This window comes from Alienimonas californiensis (genome assembly GCF_007743815.1).
GTDB classification, from domain to species: Bacteria; Planctomycetota; Planctomycetia; order Planctomycetales; family Planctomycetaceae; genus Alienimonas; species Alienimonas californiensis.
The window spans coordinates 3,119,774-3,135,678 of sequence record NZ_CP036265.1; the positions used below are offsets into that span (position 1 = coordinate 3,119,774).

The window sequence follows — 15,905 nt, forward strand, 5'->3', positions numbered from 1 at the left end:
ATCGCGGGGGATGCTGCGCTCAACCTAGGCAGCGCCTTAAGGGCCCCCAGCAAGAAGTTCGCCCCGACGCCTCACGCCCGACAGGTCAGGCGGGGGCCGCGCCTCCGTGGCGACAACAAGGAGCTTCGCGGTGCTTCGGCCCGCGAGTTGCAGATCAGCCGTTCGCCCGATGTTCTAAGCGATCCCCACGCCTCGGGGGGCCGTCTCGAGGCCGCCCCGCAAGATGTTCTTCATGAATCGTATCGCCTTCTCGATTGCGCTCACGTCGCTCGTGCTGACGCTTGCCGGATGCGAGCAAGCCGGAGAATGGGCCGGCGACCTGACGGGCGAGGACGTGGCCCACGGGGGAGAGCAGCAGGCGCACGGCGAACACGGGGGCCACGGCGGCGAACACGGGGGCCACGGCGGCGAACACGGGGGCCACGGCGGCGTAGAGGGGCACGGCGGCGGGGGGCACGGTCACCCGGTTCATAAGATCCTGGTGACCAGCCCGGTCGTCAAAGACGTCGTCAGCACCCAGCAGTACGTCTGCCAGATTCACTCGCGGCGGCACATCGAGGTCCGGGCTCTGGAGGGCGGATATCTCGAGGCCATCAAGATTGACGAGGGGCAGGCTGTCGTTCGGGGGCAGACGCTCTTTGAGATCCTCCCGACGCTCTATAAGGCTCGGCTGGATTCGGACGTCGCCGAGGCCCAGGTAGCGCAGGTCGAGTACGACAACACCAAGAAGTTGGTGGAGCAGAACATCGTCTCGCCGCAGGAGTTAAAGATGGTCCAGGCCAAGCTTGCGAAGGCGGAGGCCAAGGTGCGACTGGCCCGGGCCGAGCTGGACTTCGCCAACCTGAAAGCCCCGTTCGCCGGCATCGTCGACCGCCAGCTCGCCCAGGAAGGCAGCCTGCTGGAGGAAGGCGACGTCCTGACGACGCTGTCCGACAACAGCGTCATGTGGGCGTACTTCAACGTCCCGGAGGCCCGTTACCTCGAATACAAAAGCGAACTCGACGCGGCCGCTGACGAGCCGTCGGACGACGACGACGACGGGGACGACGACGACGACGACGGGGACGACGGGGACGACGGGGACGACGACGGGGACGACGACGGGGACGACGACGACGCCTATGGGCCGGCGTTACGGGTCGAATTGGTGCTGGCGAACGGGCAGACGTTTCCGCAGCCGGGCGTGATCGGCGCGATCGAAGCGGACTTCAATAACGAGACGGGCAATATCGCCTTCCGGGCGGACTTCCCGAACCCCCGCGGTCTGCTGCGGAACGGCCAGACCGGCACCATTTTGATCCACCGCGACTTGAAGAACGCGATCGTGATTCCGCAGCGGGCGACCTACGAGATTCTGGCGAAGCGGTACGTGTACGTCGTCGGGGAGGACGGCGTGGTGCGTCAGCGCGACATTACCGTCTCGAAAGAGTTTGAGGACCTTTTCGTGATTGAATCCGGGGTCGACGCCGGCGATCGGATCGTGCTGGAGGGAATCCGGCAGGTCCGCGACGGCGATCGGGTGGACTACGAATACCGGCCCCCGAGCGAAGTCCTCGCCAACCTGAAGTATCACGCCGAGTGAGCGCCCCCGCGTTCGACGAAGCCGGCGCTGCGGCGGGAGGCGTCTCCCCGAAGATCCGCCGGCGTTCGTTGCGAATCCCGCCGCGCGCCTCCGCGGCGCCGTCTCCTGAATTGATCTGATGTTCGGCAAATTCCTGCACCGGCCCGCCCTGGCCATCGTCATCTCGCTGCTCATCCTGTTCATGGGCGGCCTGGCGATCACCGCGTTGCCGATCTCGCAGTTCCCCTCCGTGGCGCCGCCGAGCGTGCGGGTCGCGGTGTCCTACCCCGGCGCCAGCGCGGATATTCTCGTCGACTCGACGTTGGTGCTGTTGGAGCAGTCCATCAACGGCGTGCCGAATATGCGGTACATGATGGGCGACGCCACCAGTGCCGGCGAAGGTACGATTCAGATCGTTTTCGAACCGGGAACCGACCCGGACGTGGCGGTGATGAACGTCAACAACCGGGTGCAGATGGTCCGCAACAACCTTCCCCCCATCGTGGACCGGGAAGGTATTATCGTGATGCAGAATATGCCCAGCATGTTGATGTATCTGAACGTCTACAGCGACGACCCGAACGTCGACCAGAACTTCCTCTACAACTACGCGACGGTCAACGTCCTCAACGAGATTAAACGGATTCCTGGCGTCGGCAGCGCCATGATTCTGGGGAACCGCTCGTACGCCATGCGGGTGGAGTTGGACCTCGACCGCATGCGCGTTTACAACGTGAGCGCCGAGGACGTGATGAAGGCCCTCGACGAGCAGAGCATGATCGGCTCCCCCGGTCGGCTGGGGCAGGCGACGGGGGAGACGTCGCAAACGCTCGAATACGTCCTGACGTGGGTCGGCCGCTATAAAACGCCGGAGCAGTACGACGAGATCATCCTCAAGGCGAGTTCGGAAGGCGAGATCCTGCGGCTGGGCGACGTCGCGGACGTCTCGCTGGGCTCTTCGTTCTACGACCTCTATTCCGACATCGACGGCCTGCCCTCCGCGGCGATCGTCTTGAAGCAGACGCCCGGCTCCAACGCCTCGGAGGTGATCGAACGGGTGAAGGAGAAGGTCGAGGAGATTAAAGAAAAGTCGTTCCCGCCGGGGATGGACTACGCCGTCACCTACGACGTCTCCGACTTTCTGGACGCCTCGATCGAGAAGGTCGTGCACACGCTGTTCGAAGCGTTCGTGCTCGTTTCGCTGGTGGTGTACCTGTTCCTCGGCGATTTTCGCAGCACGCTGATCCCGACGCTCGCGGTGCCGGTCTCGTTGATCGGCACCTTTTTCTTCATGCTGATGTTCGGGATGTCAATTAACTTGATCACCCTGTTCGCCCTGGTGTTGGCGATCGGCGTGGTCGTCGACGACGCGATCGTGGTCGTAGAGGCGGTGCATGAAAAGATGGCCGCCACGCACCTCGGTCCGTATCAGGCGACGCGGGAGGTCGTACACGAAATCGGCGGCGCCATCGTTGCCATCACCCTCGTGATGACCGCCGTCTTCATCCCGGTGACGTTTATGACCGGGCCGGTCGGAGTCTTTTATCGGCAGTTCGCCCTCACGATGGCGATGTCCATCGTCATCTCCGGCGTGGTGGCGCTGTCGCTCACGCCGGTGCTGTGCGCGATGATTCTCAAGCCGCACTCCGCCCACCAGGAGCAGGGCCGGTTGGTCGGCGGATTGAACCGCGGGCTGGCCCGATTCGGCCGGGCGGCGGCGGTCCTCCGCGGCCTGCTGTGCCTGTCGCTCGGCGTCGCCGTCGGCGCCGGGATCTATTTCCTGCTCCACGTCGAGATCGTGCACGAGGTGCTCTCCGAACAGATCCCCCTGAACGAACGGACGACGCGGATCATCGCCGGCGCCGTCGCGGTTCTGGCGGCGCTCTCCTTCCGGGCGACGTTCTCCGGATACGGCGGGACCGAGAAGAAGCGCGGCCCGCTGGGGATCTTCCTGCACGCGTTCGACCGCGGGGTGGAGATGATCACCGGCGGGTACGCCGCAATCCTGCGACGCATCGTGACCCGCCGCGTGATGACGATGCTCGTGATCGGCGGTTTTGGTTACGGCATTCTCGCCGTCAACGAGGCGCTTCCGACCGGGTTCATCCCGCTGGAGGACCAGGGGATGATCTACGGGATCGTGCAGACGCCGCCGGGGTCGACGCTCGAATATACCAACGCGAAGTGTCATGAGTTGCAGGAGATCTGCGAGGAGATGGACGCCATCACCTCCGTCTCCTCGATCGCCGGCTACGAAGTGCTCACCGAGGGTCGCGGGTCCAACGCAGGCACCTGCATTATCAACCTCAAGCCGTGGGCTGATCGCGAACTGACCTCGAAGGAAATCATTGAAGAACTGGAGGAACGCGGCACGGAGATCGCGAACGTCAAACTGGAGTTCTTCGAACCGCCAGCCGTGCCGGGCTTCGGGGCCGCGGGCGGGTTTTCCGTAAACCTGCTCGACCAGACGAACAGCAGCGACTACACCGCGCTGGGGGAGGTCACGGAAGAGTTTATGGAGGCGCTGGGGAAGCGGAAGGAATTGAAGGGCCTGTTCACCTTCCTCGCGGACGACTATCCGCAGTACGAAATCGTCATCGACAACGACGCCGCCATGCAGAAGGGCGTGTCGATCCGCGACGCGATGGACAACCTGTCGATCGTCGTCGGCAGCACGTGGGAGCAGGGCTTCGTACGCTTTGGGCAATTCTATAAGGTCTATGTGCAGGCCGCGCCGGAGTTTCGCCGGTACCCCGAGGACCTGGAGAACATGTTCGTGCGGAACGACCGCGGGGAGATGGTTCCGTACTCGTCGTTCATGAAGATCGAAAAGAAGCAGGGCCTGAACGAGATTAGCCGCTACAATCTATATCCCACCGCTCCGATCCAGGGGGCGCCCGCCGCGGGGTACAGCAGCGGCGAGGCGATCGCGGCGATCCAGGAGGTCGCCGCGGAAACGCTGCCCCAGGGGTTCGACATCGACTGGCGCGGCCTGGCCTACGACGAGGCGAACGCCGGCGACGCGGCGACCTATATTTTTGGGGTGGTCGTCGTGTTCGTGTATCTGGTGCTGGTCGGGCAGTACGAAAGCTTCCTGATCCCGCTCGCGGTGATCGCCTCGCTGCCCGTGGGGATCTTCGGGGCGTTCCTGTTCCTGCGGGAGATGGGATTGGCGAACGACGTGTACTGTCAGATCGGCCTGGTAATGCTCGTGGGTCTGCTGGGCAAGAACGCCATTCTGATTATCGAATTCGCCGTCCAGCGCCGGCAGGAGGGCCTGAGCCTCAAGGAGGCTGCCGTCGAGGGCGGGCGACTGCGGTTCCGACCGATCCTCATGACGTCGTTCGCGTTTATCGCCGGCCTGATCCCGCTGGTTCGCGCCACCGGCCCCGGGGCGATCGGCAACCGTACGATTGGCACCACCGCAGTCGGCGGCATGTTGATGGGCACGCTGATCGGCGTGCTCGTGATCCCCGGACTGTACTATTTGTTCGGCAAGCTCGCGGACGGCCGCAGCCTGATCCGGGACGAACACGACCGGCCGCTGAGCGAGTTAATCGAGGGCGATCTGGAAGAGATCAAACCGGACGACGCCGAACCGGCGGCGGCTGTTTAACGCCCGCTTTGCGGAGCGATCGGACTGCCTGTCGGGGGCGGCCGCACTGACGGGCCCCGCGGCGGCGGGATATGCGATGTCATGCCGCGCCGTCGGCCACGGAGGGTTTGGCGGGCGTGAACTCGGGGGATTATAGATCGGTCCCGAGCCGGAGGGGGACGCTGCGTGGCGTCCGAACGAGTCGCGGGCGGAGCATGATGGAGCGCACCGTGGCGTTACAGCCTTCCCGACCGGGGCGACCGCCCACGTTTTTTCGGTAGATTCAACACAGGAGGAACGATCTGTCCGACCGCCGCGGAGAACGCCGACTCTGAAAACGCTGGTTCTATCGACGGCAAGCCCTGCCGGCGTTCTGCCGGCGCTGCCGTCTCGGCAGGAACCGACCCCGACGGACGCTCCGGCCGCACGCCGCAGCCTTCACGCTCCCCCGGATTCCGATGAACAGCCGCCCGTTAGAATCTTCGTTCGCGAAGGCGCCGCACTCCCGTGTTCGCCTGGGCGTCCTCTGCCTCGGCGCCCTGCTGCTGACGCCGGGATGCGGCATCCCGGAGAAGCGGGGTCCAATGGCGGGGCCGCCGCTGCCGCATCATTTTCATTTGAACAACGGACTGATGCCGCGGATCCCCACCGCCGCGGACCTCCTGGGGACGGAGTCCGACCCTGCCGACGTTCCGCCGGCCCCCACTGGCGAAGAGGCGGACGAGTCCGCGGCGCCGGATCGCATGGCCGAGATTGATGATGCATCGTTCACCGACGCCGACTCGTTCGCCACGCCGGTGTTCGACGGGCCGGGACCGATTGAATTGATGAGCCTTTCCCAGGCTTCGTCGCCGGTTCCCATGCAGGACGCCGAAGGTCCGAACGAACCGAACGCGCTCGTCGAGGGCGAACCGGAGACGGCTGAGACCGACGACCCCCGTGAATCGCCGGTCAACCCCGACGAGGCGACGTACGGGTATGACGGGACCGGCGGCGTCCCGACGCTCGGGGCGCCGCAGTCGAGCCTGCCGGCTCCGGCGCCGCTGCCCGTTCCCCCAGAGGGGACGGTCGGCATGTGGGGAGACGCAACGCCCGGAGCCGGTCCGTGTCCGGGCGCCGCACAGATCCCGCTGACCGCTTTCTTTAACGACCCGAACCTGGTCAACCTGATCTACCAGGCGCTGGCGGGCAACCAGGAGCTGCGGATCCTGGCCGAACAGGTGAATATGGAGCGAAATGAGGCCTACGCTCGAAGCGGCGAATATCGGCCCTTCGTGAGCCTGGACGCCGGGGCAGAGCTTGAAAAGGCGAGCCGGTTCACCCGCGAGGGCGCCGTCGAGGAAGAACTGACGGCGGCGCCCGGCCGGGGCTTCCCGGACCCGCTGCCGAACTTCCTCGTCGCTACGAACGTATCCTGGGAGCTGGATATCTGGCGGCGGTTGCGGAACGCCCAGGACGCCGCGGCGATGCGGTTCCTGGCCAGCCAGGAGGGGAGGACCTATGTGGTCACCCGGTTAGCCGCGGAAATCGCGGAGAACTACTACGAACTACTGGCGCTGGACAACCGCTTGGAGACGCTGCGGAAGACAATTGAGATCCAACAGCAGAGCCTCGTGACGGCCGAGGCGAAAAAGGAGGCGGGCCGCGGCACCGAACTGGCCGTTCAGCGCTTCCAGGCCGAGGTGCGGAAAAACCAGAGCGAAATCCTGATTCTCCAGCAGGACATCGTCGAGGCCGAGAACCGGATCAACCTGCTCGTGGGCCGCTATCCGCAGCCGGTGGAGCGGACGTCGGTGGACTACCTCGACCTGAACCTGGAGACGCTGGGGGCCGGGTTGCCGGCGGAACTGCTCCGCAACCGCGGCGACATCCGCCAGGCCGAACGCGAGATCGCGGCGGCCGGCCTGGACCTGGAGGTCGCCCGGGCGCGGTTCTATCCGTCGCTGGGACTCCGGGCGGGCGTGGGCCTGCAGGCCTTCAACTCGCGGTACGTCTTCTCGACGCCGGAATCGCTGATTTACAACGCCGCGCTCGACCTAGCCGCCCCGTTGATCAACAAGCGGGCGATCCAGGCGGAGTATCGCAACGCGAACTCGCGGCAGCTGCAAAGCGTCTACGAGTACCAGCAGACGGTCCTCACCGCCCATATGGAGGTGGTCAACTACCTGTCGAAGGTGGAGAACTATCGCCAGAGCATTGAGGTTAAGAAGCGTCAGCTGGAAGCTTTGCAGGCGTCGGTGGACACCGCGAACCAGTTGTTCCAGAACGCCCGCGCGGAGTACGTCGAGGTCCTGCTGGCCCAGCGCGAGCTGATGGAGGCCCGCATGCTCCTGATCGAAACGAAGCGGGAGCAGCTCACCGCGGTAGTGAACGCCTACCAGGCCCTCGGCGGCGGCGGATTCTGAACGACGGCAGGCTCAAGCGGTTTTAGGAAGGTTTTCCTCCCGATCCCGGAGCGGCTCCGACGCCTCCCTCAACCGTTGCAGGCCGGCGTCGGTCGCCGCTCACAGGGCCCGCCGGGAGTGAAACAGGAAATGCCGCCCCGCCCGGGCCCGGGCGGGGCGGGGTTCAACGAGAGACAGATTGCTCAGTTTCCAGCCCGCTCCTTCAGCCCGTCGATGGCTTCGCTCGCCTGCCGCCGCGACAGCTCCTCCGCGGTGGTGAGGCCGAACCGTCGCCGGAGTTCCTCCGTCAGTTCAACCCCTGCTCGGCGTGAGAAGGCGTGCAACGCCCGCACCTGCTTCTCGGTGCAGGGCAATCTTCCACGTCCGTTGGACGACGAGCCGGGTCGCCAGGGCCAAACCGGCGGTCGCCCTGCAGCGCCCGACCGGTAATCCGCCCCCGAACCGTCAGCACGCACGCGAGGCCGCCGACCGGCAGGAGTTCGCCAGTCTCCAGTCGACCGGCCGCTGCCCGTCCGGAAACGCCGCGGGGCACTATTCGGCAGTGCCGCGGGTCGCCGTTCCGGCCTGTTCCGCCAGGTCGGCCGCCTCCGGAACGCCCTAACCTTAAGTCCGGCAACGGGTTTCACCCTTCTGTTCCACTGTTCCGTCTTTTTTGAAGGAGGAGAGAGTAAGAGAAGGAAACTCACGTGGGGGTGTTCTCCCTCGCCCGGAACAGTGGAACGGCGGAACGCAGAGGCGAATCCCGACGCGGCGGCGACCGGCGACCCAACCGGCAGAATCCCGCCGATCTCGAGGAAGCGTGCTTCCGCCTTTCCATAAACATGCGGGGCGGCATCCGGCCGCCCCGACGGGTGCAGTTTCCTGGCGTAACCAGCTTTACTGTCACGCGTCCCCCGGCACGGCCCGCCTGCCGCGGCCGGTCGTTCTTCACGATTTGACGCCACGGTCCCGCCCATGTGAGACCGGTGTGAAGCCGTTCCTCCAAGCCCGATTGGCAGAAGCTGACCTCTTCACACTTTCACACCATTTTTGAATTAAGAAGATTAAGAAGGGCTTGGTCTCCCTCTCCCTCTGTCACTCTCTCTGTGACCGTGAAATGTGAAATCGGCCACGCCGCGATCCCTGGGCCCAACTCGCCGCGGCCCGAACCCCCGGCGGCTAAAAGGAAAAGGCCCGCCCCGCCCGTCCCCCGGGCGGGGCGGGGTTCTTCTCCGATAGGTCAGATCAGTCTCCAACTCGGCTCTTGAGCCGGTCGATCGCCTCGCTCGCCTGCCGCCTGGTGAGGACGTCGGCGGTGACGACGCCGAACCGATCCCTCAACTCGTCGGCGAGTCCCACGCCGGCCCGGCGGGCGAACGCGTGCAACGCCCGGACCTGCTTCTCCGTGGCGGGCGGCCCGCCGCGGTCACTCGCGGCGTAGCCGGCGGCGTTGGGGACGTGGCCGTTGTCGCCGCCGTTTCGCCGTACGTCCGCGGTCGGGCGCCAGCGTTGCTCCTGCGGATCGCCGCGGTCGCCGGGCGTCACGCCCAGCTCCTCGTCGACGGCGGCCCGCAGCGTCTCGAAGCAGCCGCGGACCTGCCGCCGCAACTTGTCGGAATCCTTCAGCACGTCGGCCGGCAGTTCGATCTCCACGTTCACCATCGCCCCGCGGCTGCCGTAATTCGGCAGGCCGATCTTGCGGGACAGGCCCGCGTTCAACTTCAGCATCTGCCTCTCCTTCGTGTTGCGCGAAACAGGAACCGGTCAGGCGACCAGCGAGCCGAGCCGCTTCAGCCCGGCGAGGGCACTGGTAACGGTGCGGTTGCGGCGTTTCAGCTTCCGCAGGTCCGTGGCGAGGCTGCGGGCTTCGCTCGCGGCGTCCGACAGCGTGCTGCCGAGGGCGGAGACCCGTTCCAGCAGTTCGTCGTGGTCCGGCGCAGCGTTGGGTTCATCCTCGCCGCGGACGGCGTGGCCGTTGGCGCCGTTGATGGTGTGGCCGTTGGTGCCGTTTACGGAGTGGCCGTTGGCACTCTTGGCGATGCGGTTGTGGGGCATATTGGGCGTGGTCCTCGTCTGGGCGGTGGGGTGAGGGACACGGTCGTTGCGGGCCGCGTCAGGGGTGTCAGGGGTTGTCCGCCGGTCAGAAGCGGCGGGCAGGTCGGCGGTCAGCCGCACGGCTCCGTCCGCGGGCACGGGATCCCCGGCCAGCGTGGCGAAGACCACCGTGGTTCCGGGCTGGCCGTCGCCGGCGGGGGCGTCGCAGCGAACCGGCTCCTCCGGCCCGCAGAGCGCCCACTCCGTGCAGCCGCTCGCCAACGCCCGGGCGACGAACCGCCGGTCGGCGACGCAGACCGCGGACCCGCGGGTTTCCGAGGACGCCGTCGCCAGCTCTACCGGGGCGCCGCCTTCTTCGGCGGCACGCACCAGGAAGACCCCGTCGCGGATCTCCAGCGTGATCGGGCGACGATCGGCGCCGGCGCCCGGCAGGCGGTCCAACCGGTCGGCGAGGAAGGCGGCGTCGGCCGCAGACAGCGTGACGCAGGCCGTGCCCTCGCCGCCGGGCACGACCCGGTCCAGGTCGGGGAACCGGGCGTCGCGGGCCTCCAGCGACCAGACCGTCCAGTCGCCGCACCGCAAGGCGATCAGGCCGACCTTGGACCCGTTCGGGACGAACGCCACCAGCGCCTCCTCGCCCCGCAGCGGAGCCGTGGAGAGTACGTGCGGGGCCGGCAGCAGGACGGGCTCCTCCCACGGGAAGGCGAACCCGCGGGCGATCAGCAGGTGATGACTGTCCGTCGCCTCGATCCGGCCGGCGTGCGGGTCCAGCCGCACGCAGCCTAGGGCGTAGCGGGTCGACTCCGCGTCGGTCACGGCACATGCCGATCGCAGCGCCGCGGCGAAGCCGGGGCCGGGGTCGTGGAACTCCTCCACCGACGGCACGTCGAACTGGATCGCCCGGTCGCGATCGGCCTTCTCGACCGTGCCGCGGGCGCTGCGGGGCACGCCCCGTTCGTCCCAACTGGCGACGACCGCGTCGCCGCCGTCGGCCTCGGCGAGGAAGACGTCGCCGCTCCGGGCGGCGCCGGCCTCGGTCAGGAGGTCGAAGGGCAGGACGAGGTCGCCCGGGGGGCGGTCGCCGGGGACGGGCAGGCTGACGCCCCGACCGTCGGGGCCGATCGACGTGAGGCGGGTTCCGCCGTCGGCGCCGGCGTCGATGCGGACGGGCGGGCCGTCGTCGCGGGCTTTGAGCCCGAGGTGTTTCTTCAGCGCCGTGCGGAAGCTGTGCAGCGTCCGCCGGGGCAGGATGATCGGGGGCATGCGGCCCTCTCGTGTGCGGGGATGGATTGGTGAGGGAAAAGGCCGGCGACGGGGATCAGCCCGCCGCCGGTCGTGGACGTCGCAGCCTGCGGATCAATGGAAGGCGACGCGGCCCTTGCCGCAGCGGGCCAGGTCGCTGCGACGACTGGCCTGCTCGGCGTCCCAGTCAATGGGGCCGAGGTCGTCGCCCGTGTGGGTGAACGACGGGGGGCCGTCGATCTGGAAGCCCATCCGGGCGATGTCGCCGACGCTTTCGCCGGTGGCGGCCGCGATGCGGCGGTTCAGTTCGTGCTGGGGCATGGAAAGCTCCTGTTGTTGAAACGAGGGTGGGAAAGGAAAAAGCGGCGAACCGGCACCGGGCCGATCCGCCGCTTCGGGGAGGTCGCAGTGAGTTCTCGCCGGGCGTTTCAGCCCGGCCCGTTCAGCAGGTTGCGGGTCAGCCAGTCGGCCTCCGCGGTCAACGCCTCGCTCCGCAGGGGGACCGGCCCGAGCACGGGCCCGCCGACCGGGGAGAGGTCCGCGGTCCACCCGCCGTCGGGGTGCGGCTCGACGTGACTGGCGCGGGCGATCGAACATTTGCCGATCGCTCCGGCTTCGATCAGTTCGCCGTACAGGCCTCGGGCGGTCCCGTCGGCACCGACGAACAGTTCTTGCAAGGCGCCGCTCATCGCGGGTTCCGCAGCACCCGTCGGCGGGGGGCGTCGGCGACGAGCGGGTCGAGGGCCTCGGCCACGCCGGTCAGCCCCTCCCGCACGCGCGCCTGCAGCCAGCCGACGCCGGTGCTGGCCCGCAGGTCGACGGGGTCCACGCCCCGCATCAGCCCCTCCGCTTCGGCGACGACGGCGTCGAGATCGGGGCTGCTGCTCACGTTCAGCCGGCGGAAGCGGGCGAAGAACTCGGTGAGGTTCTCCACGGCGGAGTCCCGGAACACCCGGGGACCGCCGTTCTCGCCGCCGGTGAGCCGTTCGCGGAGGTGCTCGACCAGCGAGGCCAACTCTTGGGCGAAGGCGGACTCCGCCAGTTCCACGGCCTGCTCGAACCGTTGCCGGACGCGGTCGCACTCCTGCTGATAGAGCCGGGGCGAAAGGCGGCGGAGGTAGTCCGGCGGTTCCACGGCGGGCAGGTCCCACGACAGCCCGAACAGCGGAGCCAGCGAGGGCGGGTAGTCGGCGGGATCGAACAGATCGCCCAGCCGCAGACGGGCACGGTTCACCAGTTCGTCGCGGCAGCGGTCGACCTCCGCGGCGGCGTCGGCCAGCTCCGCCTGCAGGTCGCCCATGCGACGCTCGAAGGCCGGCAGGTCGGTCCGGGGCAGCAGGCGGACGCCGGGCTCCGGGTACGGCAGGCTGGCGCTCTTCCAGTGGCTGACCGCGGCGTGCCGCACCTTGGCGGCGGCTCGTAGGGCCGGATGCTTCGTGTCCAGCAGCTTCTTGCTGGCCGACAAGCTGCCGCTCTCCGCGTCGAAGGGGGACGCCGCCTCGTCCTTCTGTTCGGCGGAGAGCGTTCGCCGCAAGCCCGGCCACGAGATGTGCAGCCGGACGGCCGCGGCGTCTTGGCGAAGTCGGTCGGCGGGATCGCGTTCGTGATGGTCCCGCTCCTCGTCCAGCACGGTGACCTCGGCGGCCCCGTGATCGGTCTCGGCGTCCGGCAGGTCCGGGTCGTCTGTACGGGTACGCCCGCGTCGCGGCGGGCTGATCAGCAGGGTCATGGGCTTGTTCCTCAGGTGGGGAAACGAAAACGCCCCGGCGTACTGCCGGGGCGGGGGGAGAGAGATGCCGGCGGTGACCGGCGTCAGTTCAGCGAGAAGTTCCCGCCGTCCGAGCGGGTCCGCTGCGTCTTGCGGCGGGGGGAGCCGCCGTCTTCGAGGGCGTTTTCGCGGGGGCGGTAAACCCCGCCGGCCTCGGCGTCGAGGCACCGACCCGACGCCCACCGCCGCAACTTCGCCAGCGGCTCGGCGGCGGAGACGCTCACCGGCACGACGTGCGTCGCGGCCTCCGCCAGGCTCACTCCCAGCAGCGCCGACAGTCGACAGCAGGATTCGATCTCGGCGCCCGTCCAGCCGCCGTCGGCGGGCGTAGACTCGCCCGCGGCGACGCCGTAGCGCTCGCGGTACGTCTCCCAGATGCCGCGGCGTTCCTCCTCGCCGGGCAGGTCGAGGAAGAAGGTGGCGTCGAACCGCCCGCTGCGGGTCAGCTCCGGCGGCAGTTTCGAGGCGTCGTTGGCGGTGCAGACGACGAACACCCCCGCCGGCCGGTCCGCGAGCCACGAGAGCAGGGTGCCCAGCAGCCGGGCCGAGACGCCGCTGTCCTGGGCCCCGCCGGAGGTCCCGGCCAGCGCCCGCTCGACTTCGTCGACGAACAGCACGCAGGGCGCCATGGCCTCGACCGTCGCCAGCGCCCGGCGGGTGTTTTCCTCGGTCGCCCCGACGAGGCCGGCCATCAAGCCGCCCACGTCGAGGGTCAGCGTCGGTCGATCGACCTCGCGGCCCAGCGCCCGGGCGAAGGAACTCTTGCCGACCCCGCCGGGGCCCAGCAGCAGCACGCCCTTGGCCTCGGCCCGCGGCGAACCGTTCGTCAGGGCCGTCCGGCAGAGGCCCTTCAGGGCATTCATCCCGCCGAGGGCGTCGAAGCCGGCGCCGCCGCGGTGGAGCGAGAGCGGCCCGCCCGCGGCGAGCTGCTTCGCCTTCAGCTCCCAGAGCGGCCCGGGATCCAGCTTGCCGTGGCGGACGAGGCTGAGGGCGAAGGCGTTCTCCGCTTCCGAGCGGGTGAGGCCTGCGGCGGCGTCCAACACAGGGGTCAGCGGCTCCGGCAGTTCGCCGGCCTCGGTGGCGACGCCGCGGGCCACCGCCTCCAGTTCCTGCCGGTCCGGCAGCGGGTGGGCGACGGTGACGAAGTCCCGTCGCAGTTCCGGCGGCAGGTCTCCCGTCGGCTGGATCAGGATCAGGTGCGTGCGGCGGGTCTTGCCGGCGGCCAGCGCCGTCCGCACCGCGGCGAGCAGCTCGGGACTGTTGAAGTACCGCTGCGGGTGCACCATCGCCAGCAGGCTGGGCGTCTCGCCGTCGCCGGACTGCGGCAGGGCGGCCACGGCGCTCTGCGGGTCGGTCGGGCCGCCCTCGCAGTTCCCGTCGGCGGACCAGCTGACGAGGTTCCACTTCCGCCCCGAACAGAGCCGGGCGAGGTCGCGGAGCACCTCCTGCGGCTCGTCGCTGGTCACCAGCACGCCGGGGAAGGCGGCGGCGATCAACTCGGCCAGCCTCCCGACCAGCCCGGCGGCCGGGGCCGGCGGGGCGGAATCGGATCGGTCGCGGCGGGAGCCGCGGTCTCGGCTTGGCTTCTGCGGGGACTGGCCCCGCGATCGACGCGGCATCGGCGTCTCCTTGTTGTGGGTGGGGGATGGGAAAGAACGGACGCCGAACGCTCGGCGTCAGGCCCGCTGCTCGACCGTATGGGCGACGGCCTCGGTCGCGTGGTACTCCGGGGTGAGCCGCTCGGCGCTCTGGCTGCCGAGGGCGTCTTCGTAGGGCTTGCTGGCGGCCTTGCAGGCGGAACCGGCGAAGCCCTTGGTCTCGACGCTGGTCTCACCCTCGGGCATGACCGTGATCTCGATGCGGGGGGTCATCAGGCGGCGCCTCCGTACACCTGTTGCGGGGCGGCGCCGAAGCCGGCGGCGCCGGCGGTGACGGTCAGCTTCACGCCGCCGTCGGGCAGAGCCGTCTCCGTGATGCGATGGCCGCGAGCGTTCGCCTGCAGCTTGGCCGCTTCGACGGCGTAGGCCTGCTTCAGCCGGCCGAGGAAGGCGTCGTCGCCCCAGCGGCCCTCGTAGGTGTCGCAGCGGACGGCGCCGTCGGGCTGGACCAGCACCGGGTAGACGAACCCGGGCGGCCTCACCGCGAGGCCGCTGTGTTCGGCGCCGTCGAAGAACTTGACGGTCTCAGGTCTGGGCTCCGGCAGCTTCAGCCGGACGCAGGCGGCGAGGAGCGCCGCGGGGTCTCTCAGTTTCGTCTCGATCGTAACGACGTGACTCATGGGGCCGCGTCCTTTCGTGTGGGGGGATGAGGGAAGGCCGATCCGCTACGGCAGCCGCAGCGGGCGGCGGAGCGGGTCCGGCGGGGGGCCGGGCGGCCGGGCGTGCGGACCGGGCGGGCGGCCGCGGTCCCGGCGGCGTCGCGGCGGGGAGTACAAGACCTCGGGCTGCCGCGGCGGCTCCGGCGGCGGGGGTTGCGGCGGCGCCGGCGGCTGGGCGAGCCGGGCGAGCCAGGCCCCGACCGCGACCAGCGCCGCCCCGAGGGCCAGCAGCAGCACGGCGGGCAGCAGGTCGTTCGCCCACGGCCCGGAGGGCGGCGGGGCGGGGGGCTCGGCGGGGACCGCGGCGAGCAGGGCCGCGATTCTCAGCGGCGGGTCGGGCATGGCGTCTTCCGACTGGGGAGCGGGGCCGGCGGCTAGGCCGGCGGGACGCCTCACAGTGCCGCGGAACGCCGCCTTGTTTAGCTCCCGGCCGGCCGGTTCGACGCGGGTCGCGGCGGCGGCGGGGCGGCCGGAGGGGGAAAGTTTCCGCCGGCCGACGCCTCCCGCTCCGCCCTCCCGCGACCGGCGTTCCGGCCTGCCGCCCGCCGTTCCACCCGGGCGGAAGAAAGGTGCGATCCGCGTCGCCGCGGGGGGCGACGCGGGCCGCGGCGGTTCAATCCACGCCGCCCGCGAAGGGTCGAACGGGTCGTTCGCCCGCGGTCCGGAGGCCGGCGGGGGCGGGCTCGGCGAAGTCGGGCGGCTGGACCGTCGGGGACGTCAGGGGCCGTTGAGCGGCCGGGAGCGGCGCCGGCCCGAACATCCGAGACTCCGACCGGGAGCGGAGCCGGCAGGCCAGGCCGGCGGGTCGTTCGACCGCGCCGCGGGTCGCCGCCTGGCGTAGGTTCCGGCCGTGACGGTCAACGCGAACGCTCGGCAGCGGCGACGCGGGGGGCGATCGACGAAGGACGCAGGCGGCGAGCCCGTTTGGGACGCCCCTCCAGCCGGTCGAGGCCGTCGGTCGCCCCGTCGGCCCGCCGCGCCCT

At 69.2% G+C, this 15,905-nt stretch carries 13 protein-coding genes; 3 read left to right on the forward strand and 10 right to left on the reverse strand.

Annotation, left to right across the window (positions count from 1 at the left end):
• Nucleotides 1–232 precede the first annotated feature (232 nt).
• The 3 genes from CA12_RS12350 to CA12_RS12360 all read left to right on the forward strand — a co-directional run bounded on the left by CA12_RS12350 (nucleotide 233) and on the right by CA12_RS12360 (nucleotide 7,561).
• Nucleotides 233–1,582: an efflux RND transporter periplasmic adaptor subunit gene (locus tag CA12_RS12350; protein ID WP_207621968.1), complete on the forward strand. Its 1,350-nt coding sequence runs from the start codon at nucleotides 233–235 to the stop codon at nucleotides 1,580–1,582.
• A 118-nt stretch (nucleotides 1,583–1,700) separates the two neighbouring features.
• Nucleotides 1,701–5,177 (forward strand): efflux RND transporter permease subunit, encoded by a 3,477-nt coding sequence (locus CA12_RS12355; protein ID WP_145359225.1) that lies wholly within the window; start codon nucleotides 1,701–1,703, stop codon nucleotides 5,175–5,177.
• A gap of 437 nt (nucleotides 5,178–5,614) precedes the next feature.
• On the forward strand, nucleotides 5,615–7,561 hold the full coding sequence (locus tag CA12_RS12360) for a TolC family protein (RefSeq protein ID WP_165700717.1): 1,947 nt from the start codon (nucleotides 5,615–5,617) through the stop codon (nucleotides 7,559–7,561).
• A gap of 182 nt (nucleotides 7,562–7,743) precedes the next feature.
• Here CA12_RS12360 and CA12_RS22080 read toward each other — a convergent pair whose 3' ends face one another.
• The 10 genes from CA12_RS22080 to CA12_RS12405 form a co-directional block, all read right to left on the reverse strand.
• Nucleotides 7,744–7,914 (reverse strand): hypothetical protein, encoded by a 171-nt coding sequence (locus tag CA12_RS22080; protein ID WP_165700718.1) that lies wholly within the window; start codon nucleotides 7,912–7,914, stop codon nucleotides 7,744–7,746.
• A gap of 871 nt (nucleotides 7,915–8,785) precedes the next feature.
• Complete coding sequence (locus CA12_RS12365) at nucleotides 8,786–9,268, reverse strand: hypothetical protein (RefSeq protein ID WP_145359226.1); 483 nt, start codon at nucleotides 9,266–9,268, stop codon at nucleotides 8,786–8,788.
• Between the two features lie 36 nt (nucleotides 9,269–9,304).
• A complete protein-coding gene (locus CA12_RS12370; RefSeq protein ID WP_145359227.1) occupies nucleotides 9,305–10,858 on the reverse strand; it encodes a hypothetical protein in 1,554 nt (517 codons plus the stop codon).
• 93 nt (nucleotides 10,859–10,951) lie between these two features.
• Nucleotides 10,952–11,158 (reverse strand): hypothetical protein, encoded by a 207-nt coding sequence (locus CA12_RS12375; RefSeq protein WP_145359228.1) that lies wholly within the window; start codon nucleotides 11,156–11,158, stop codon nucleotides 10,952–10,954.
• A 107-nt stretch (nucleotides 11,159–11,265) separates the two neighbouring features.
• Nucleotides 11,266–11,526, reverse strand: a complete 261-nt coding sequence (locus CA12_RS12380) for a hypothetical protein (RefSeq protein ID WP_145359229.1) — start codon at nucleotides 11,524–11,526, stop codon at nucleotides 11,266–11,268.
• Nucleotides 11,523–12,566, reverse strand: a complete 1,044-nt coding sequence (locus CA12_RS12385) for a hypothetical protein (protein WP_242687890.1) — start codon at nucleotides 12,564–12,566, stop codon at nucleotides 11,523–11,525. The genes CA12_RS12380 and CA12_RS12385 overlap by 4 nt, the downstream gene beginning before the upstream one ends.
• Nucleotides 12,567–12,649: 83 nt before the next feature.
• On the reverse strand, nucleotides 12,650–14,224 hold the full coding sequence (locus CA12_RS12390) for an ATP-binding protein (RefSeq protein WP_145359230.1): 1,575 nt from the start codon (nucleotides 14,222–14,224) through the stop codon (nucleotides 12,650–12,652).
• Between the two features lie 57 nt (nucleotides 14,225–14,281).
• Entirely contained in the window at nucleotides 14,282–14,476 is a 195-nt protein-coding gene (locus CA12_RS12395) for a DUF2997 domain-containing protein (protein WP_145359231.1), read from the reverse strand.
• Complete coding sequence (locus CA12_RS12400) at nucleotides 14,476–14,883, reverse strand: DUF1257 domain-containing protein (RefSeq protein ID WP_145359232.1); 408 nt, start codon at nucleotides 14,881–14,883, stop codon at nucleotides 14,476–14,478. Before CA12_RS12400 ends, CA12_RS12395 begins: the two co-directional genes overlap by 1 nt.
• A 45-nt stretch (nucleotides 14,884–14,928) precedes the next feature.
• The gene (locus CA12_RS12405; RefSeq protein WP_145359233.1) at nucleotides 14,929–15,264 is read right to left on the reverse strand and encodes a hypothetical protein; all 336 of its coding nucleotides are present in this window, start codon (nucleotides 15,262–15,264) and stop codon (nucleotides 14,929–14,931) included.
• Nucleotides 15,265–15,905 lie beyond the last annotated feature (641 nt).